This is a genomic window from Mucilaginibacter pineti, from assembly GCF_900101875.1.
GTDB lineage: Bacteria > Bacteroidota > Bacteroidia > Sphingobacteriales > Sphingobacteriaceae > Mucilaginibacter > Mucilaginibacter pineti.
In genome coordinates this window covers 1-6067 of record NZ_FNAI01000036.1, presented here as the reverse complement: position 1 = coordinate 6067, position 6067 = coordinate 1, and the positions used below count along the sequence as shown (strand labels likewise).

Annotated in this window: 4 protein-coding genes; 3 read left to right on the top strand and 1 reads right to left on the bottom strand. The window is 41.2% G+C overall.

Translation table 11 applies throughout. The features are described from left to right. The 3 genes from BLS59_RS30910 to BLS59_RS30895 form a co-directional block, all read left to right on the top strand. Nucleotides 1–384: response regulator transcription factor (locus BLS59_RS30910; RefSeq protein ID WP_143014301.1), on the top strand; the 384-nt coding region annotated here is incomplete at its 5' end. Nucleotides 385–1142: 758 nt separating this feature from the next. Continuing rightward, nucleotides 1143–1781, top strand: coding sequence for a type IV toxin-antitoxin system AbiEi family antitoxin domain-containing protein (locus BLS59_RS30900; RefSeq protein WP_091157881.1), 639 nt, complete (start codon nucleotides 1143–1145; stop codon nucleotides 1779–1781). Continuing rightward, entirely contained in the window at nucleotides 1778–2632 is an 855-nt protein-coding gene (locus BLS59_RS30895; protein ID WP_091157880.1) for a nucleotidyl transferase AbiEii/AbiGii toxin family protein, read from the top strand. Before BLS59_RS30900 ends, BLS59_RS30895 begins: the two co-directional genes overlap by 4 nt. A gap of 188 nt (nucleotides 2633–2820) precedes the next feature. On the opposite strand, the gene BLS59_RS30890 is transcribed toward BLS59_RS30895, so the two are convergent. After that, nucleotides 2821–5625: a hypothetical protein gene (locus BLS59_RS30890; RefSeq protein ID WP_143014300.1), complete on the bottom strand. Its 2805-nt coding sequence runs from the start codon at nucleotides 5623–5625 to the stop codon at nucleotides 2821–2823. Nucleotides 5626–6067 lie beyond the last annotated feature (442 nt).

Below are 6067 nucleotides of genomic sequence, written 5' to 3'. Positions count from 1 at the left end.
GAAGATAAGCCCATTATTGGTATGCTTAAAGCCGGCGCCGGCGGCTACATGCTTAAACAATCAAAAGCTGCCGACCTCGTAAGTGCCATTACCAGTATTGCCAGGCAATCTTTTTTCATTAATGAGCTGGTGAGCGGTAAGCTGTTACGCAATATCCAGGATAATCAGCCTGTAAAAACTTCAAGCATCGAGGTGAACAATAACGAACTGAAGTTCCTTGAGCTTTGCTGCTCTGATCTTACCTACAAGCAAATTGCCGATTTAATGAACCTTAGCCCCCATACGATTGATAATTACCGCGAAGCCCTCTTTCAAAAGTTTGAAACCAAATCAAGAACCGGACTCGTTATTGCTGCACTCAAAAGAGAGTTGATAAAGATTTAACGATAGTTATTGGGAGCGTTCAAAAGAAATATAAAAGGCAGTTGAATGTGTGATCTGCTACCAGGAGAAGGGTGATAGCCAGGAAATAGGGTTACCTCCCCTATTATTGATTAACAAAAGCTTAAATAGCCTCAAAGGTGCCTAATTTCCAAAGAATACATGGTACCCCTTTTGGTTTGGAAAACTTGATTGGATTTGATATACTTTTTGCAAGAAACCGCCTAAAAAAGGGGCAAACGCAAAAAAGCCTTACTTCTCAGTAAGGCTTTTTGTTTTCAGCGGAATGGACGGCTCATGAACCTATCTTCTATTATATTGAAAATCAACATTTTACAACCCGCTTTTTTCGCCACTACAGGAATGACGCAAGTGATCTTTTATGTCGGTTTTTCTTATCCTTTGTACCTTACCAAAAGCTTGCCGTTAAATTATGCGATATTCAATATCCTAACCACAAATCTTTATACTTTAAAGTTAATCCATTTTATTAAAATAAACAATTAAATCATTCATAATTTTTTAGGCTATGCTGTTTAATTGGCTGATCTCCGGCTTCCTTAAGCACTTTTTATAATGAACGATTTTCAAATTTGAAAGATCGTATAGTTAACTAAAATCTTGATGTGAAATTACAAGTAGATAATCGAATATATCCGATTATCTGCTTGTAATATTACATAAGACAGTATATAAATGTTAAATATTGATTAGGTAATCGATAATTTACCGTTTATTACATTAAATTCTTACATTTGAATATGGACATTAATCAAACAATTAGAGAATATTCATCACAACCGCTGACACATCAGTTGATGATGTCTTTTCTAAAAGATTATAAGCGTCCTAATGATAAAATTAAGGCACTTAAAGCAGACGGAATTATTGAAACCGTAAAAAAGGGACTATATATCGCCGGGCCTAATATTAAAGCCTCAAAACCGGAAAGCGGATTACTGGCAAATCATATCTACGGGCCAAGCTACGTATCTTTAGAAACCGCATTGTCCTATTACGGTCTTATTCCTGAAAGGGTCTACGAAATCTCTTCGATGACTACAAAGGCCAGCAAAGAATTTAATACACCTGCAGGTATATTTACATACACGCATCTTGCTTTACCCTATTATGCATTTGGATTAAATATGATAAAGCTTTCAAACGAACAGCGCGGTATTATTGCCTCGCCTGAAAAAGCATTGTGTGATAAAATTGTAAGTACATCCGGTATATTACTGAGGAGCACAACGCAGGTTGCAGCTTATCTATTGGACGATTTAAGGATGGATGAATCATCTTTAAAAAGTCTGGATGTAGAAAAAATGATGAGCTGGTTACCTGATGCGCCCAAAAGAGATAGTTTAAATATGTTAATTAAGATGATCAGGAGTTTATGATAAAAGAGTGGATTGAAGAGTATAAACCCGCTAACCAGCAGGATGCAAAGGATGCCTTGAGAGAAGTTATGCAGGAAATTGCACTGGCAGGATTATCGCGCGCCGGTTTTTTTGAAAAGGCTGCATTTTATGGCGGTACGGCTTTAAGGATATTTTATGGCCTTGACCGGTTTTCAGAAGATCTCGACTTCTCACTGCTGACTGTTGATCCTGAGTTTTCATTAAGCAGATACCAGGATGCCATTATCAATGAATTCAGTTCTCTGGGAATGCAGGTAGCGATCAGGGAAAAACAAAAAACAAATCTGACCAATATAGATTCGGCCTTTTTGAAATCTGAAACGATCTGGAAAGAACTGGTACTGGAAAATATTATTCCCCAAAACGGAATCAATCAGGTAGCCAATATAACGATCAAAATTGAAGTAGATCGCGAACCGCCTTTGGGGTTTGAAACCGAAGAAAAATTATTGCTGCGACCGGTGTCTTTTTATGTAAAGTGCCTTACTCTACCTAATCTTTTTGCAGGAAAAATGCATGCTTTGCTGTTTCGCAAATGGGGTACAAACGTTAAAGGAAGAGATTGGTACGATATGGAATGGTATATCCGCAAAGGAATACCGCTGAATCTAAAGCATTTTGTGATCAGAGCAAAAGACAGCAGCGATTGGGATAAAGACGAGATTACTGAAGCAGAATTCAGAGAATTGCTGAAGCAAAAGATTGATGCGGTGAAAATGGATTACGTAGTAAATGATATCAGGCGATTTATCAAAGATCCAAAAGTACTTGACATTTGGTCGCCTCAATATTTCCATGACCTGGTGAGTAAATTAAAAGTTGTAGAGTGACATTTCCATCATATCTGTTCTCCGGTGGTGATGCGGCATAATCAATCTAATGGGAGCGTTTTATCTCATCATCGTGGTAATAAGATGCACCGGAATTAAAAGGGTCACAGTGGACCCCAATAAAGAGCAATGACCTGTAAACAGCGTCGTTGTTACCAGGTTGAGCCGCCGGGATTAATGTTTTTTATCTAGTCGAAAATGATGTGTTCCTTACCTGTCTCCAAAAAATCAAATCGCTGAACTAGCAGCTGAAGATATCCGGCCGCGTCGTTACCACGTGGCTGTTCATCCAGCCCGAAATTGGAAAGAACGGATACCGGCAGCAAGACATTCAGAAAATTTCTGAATTCTTCGAGGCTAAAATCTTCAGCGTTTATTGCCTGATACCATTCTTTTTCATCCTTTTGCATGCCCTCCCAAAACAGTTTCTGGTAGTCGGCTACCGTACGGAATTTGCGGGCATCGTGAACCTTTTTGCTGACTACCTTATTAGAAAATACATGAAGTAAATGCCAGTCAAGCCAGCCCTCCTGGCGCAATTCGGCAATAATTTTTTTGAAGTGCTCTGAGGTTTTGAATAGAGGCAGTGTGACAGAAACGGTTTTGTTCAGCCATCTGATGCGGTTTTGAATGATCTCGGATTCTCTCTTGCGATCAAACAAAGGTGATAGTTTGTTATTCCACGGAAGTGCATCGTTTGTTTTAAGCTGCTGGCGGTTCGTACTAAAAGCATTAGAGATATTTGCTTTTAAGACGCATTCAAAACTTTTTCTACGGTAGAATTCACCGTAAACGACGGTATATGCCTGGCCGAACGACACTTTCTCCAGGAGTTGGGGAGACTTCAGCTTGGCATCCAGCGCGGCTTTATAATCTTTTTGGGAAAGTGACGATTGAATAAATACCAGCATCTGCGCATATACCAAAAGATCAAAGGTGTATTTCCGGCGCTGTTCGTACCCGGAACCCTTAAAAGGCGTGAGGATAACTTCTGTGATATTCTTTTTCTCCAGCGGCTCTGTAAGGCTGAATTTTCCATCTGTGGCAATTACGATGTTGATACAGACATCGCCTGGTCGTAAATGCAGATCATCATCTGCCAGCTCCTGAAGTAGAACCTGAAAAATACTGATGTATTCCTCAGCTACGGTATTATTGATGTAAGAATTTTTAAAGTTGAATATCCAATTGCAGCCACAGGCATTGAATGCGATAGTTCTTTCGCTACTAATGTCATTAAACGGGATACCTAGTATTTCCTGTTCGGCTGTTTCTTTCAATGTCCGGGTATCCTGTTTTGAAAGAAAGCGCTCTCCGATTTCGTGCATGTCTTCGGCCAGTTCGGCGTAAACCGGTACAGCTTCGGTCAGGACTTTTTCTGCACCCGGCATCAGTTCTTTGGCTAACCGCAATATTACCGCAGGATAATAAAGCAGCTGAATGGTATCCTCATGGTCGTAAAGGTCAAAATCTTTTGTAGCAATACCATGAGTCTGCAGGTGTATTTCACTGATGTTGAGATAACTTACCCAGGCACCTGTGGCATAGTCGCATGCCGCAGCTTCTGACAGGCCATTAGTCAGTTTATCAGAAAATGCAGTGTCTTTATCCTTTTGAGCCAGGTAAGCAGCCACCAGATGATAATATTTCGCAGCAAAATACAATCCCTGCTGCTTATAGGCCTTTCCGAGAAAGTTACAGGTCAGAACAACACCGTTTATCGTTTCTTTATTAAACCATTTAAGCTTCAGATCATGCAGGAGCCGAATGGCTTTGCCTGTCTGCCCGGCTTCAAAAAACATCACCGCACGATCCCTTAGCTTATCTGCGACTATTTTATTAGCACCCTTATCCGCTAATATCCGGTCGACATCTTCCAGCACCTTTTCCAGCGGTCTGATGTCTTCAAAAACTGTCATCAGTGTTTTTAAATTTTTATTAAGCCGGTCTGCCAGCCGCTCAAAAGGATAGAAGCCCGCATTGGGAAGTTTCGCCGTAAGCTTGTTAAGCTCACGGATATAGGCTGCAAAATTTGCTGAATAATCTGGCTTACCCCGCCGGTCATTCAAACAGAAGCTGGCTTTAATCTCCAGCAGTGCGCAGAGGTTGTCATCGATTGTTGCAGCTTTCAACATGCCATCGATTAATTGTTCTATACGATCAGCGACACCGTCGAGGAACGACTTTTCGATGTTCAACCTGCCTCCGAGATAGGCGTTAAAAGAAAATGAAAGTAAATGATTAGCATCTTCCAGCTCCGCTGTCGAAATATGCCGGTCAAATTCTTTAAAGTAACGTTGAATATTCGTTTCCTGACCAGCTACGTGATCAGTACCTACGAGTGCAGTCACGAATCGTTCATATATCGCATGACGAACCAGATTGCTGTTCGCGCCCGCAGCGATCAGTTCATCCAGTCTGATATACCAGAATGCCAGATCGCTTTTTTGAGTATCACTCTTATATATAGCCCTCACAGCCTCCTTGACTTCTGTAAACTCCTCATATGTCGTAATCTGCTTCGTCCGCTGCCGGTATTCGTTAAATATTTTAGCGTACCAGTGATCTCCGGTTTTTACCGGGTAAAGATCTGCCGGAATTTTTAAAAACTGGGTTGCTACCCAGAATAAATCCGGCTCTGCAAGATGTTGTGACAGGGCATTGGCATCAATGATTTCCAGAGTCACATTCAAATCCCGTTTGGCCTCATCAATAGTTTTATGGCGGGCCGCAACGGGGATATCTTGTCCGCTGAAAAAATAAACCCTGTCGACTGCCGTACCACTGCCGGTAATCGTTTTCAGATCAGACGTTATCTTGCCATTTCGCCTGGCCGGCTCCTTTTCCATCGAACAGGCGAAAACGACCGGCCGGCCCGAGAAATTACTGATATAGGTATGCTGTGCAATGGGGGTTTGGGATAAATAAGTGTGAAATGTCTCAAAATCCCTCCCCTGATCGCCGCCGGCCTGAACCGGCCCCGTTGCCGGCAAAATGTTACGGTGTATCCTGGATTTGGCAAAGTATAAACAAATCTTTTCAAAATCGGCCTGCCCGTTCTGAGGTGATAACTGGGATATGGTGAAACGTATGAATTGTTGAAGTTCGTCGAGATGCATCAGAAATTTATAAAGTATTAAATGTACAAAGGCCTGCCTTATTCACTGAGTTCTTTTCTGAATTCTTATCAACAACTGCATATTTTGACACGTTCTTAATCTGTTAGAGCCTTTTACTGCGGATGTTTCATTCTAACTCCCTTATACGCCATTTCTTTAAAATTAGAATAAATGACTAATAGTTAACAACATGGGTATTATGCAGGAATGACTTGAGGTGTTGGAAGTTCCGGGCATATGTTACACCCTATTCCGTGGCAAAATTGACCACCTCTTTGCTGGCATAGAAGTGCAGCAAATGCTAAGAAAGCATAAC

Excerpts from the sequence above, each read along its gene's own strand:
- BLS59_RS30900 (WP_091157881.1), top strand. The coding sequence starts at position 1,143 with ATGGACATTAATCAAACAATTAGAGAATATTCATCACAACCGCTGACA.
- BLS59_RS30895 (WP_091157880.1), top strand. The coding sequence starts at position 1,778 with ATGATAAAAGAGTGGATTGAAGAGTATAAACCCGCTAACCAGCAGGAT.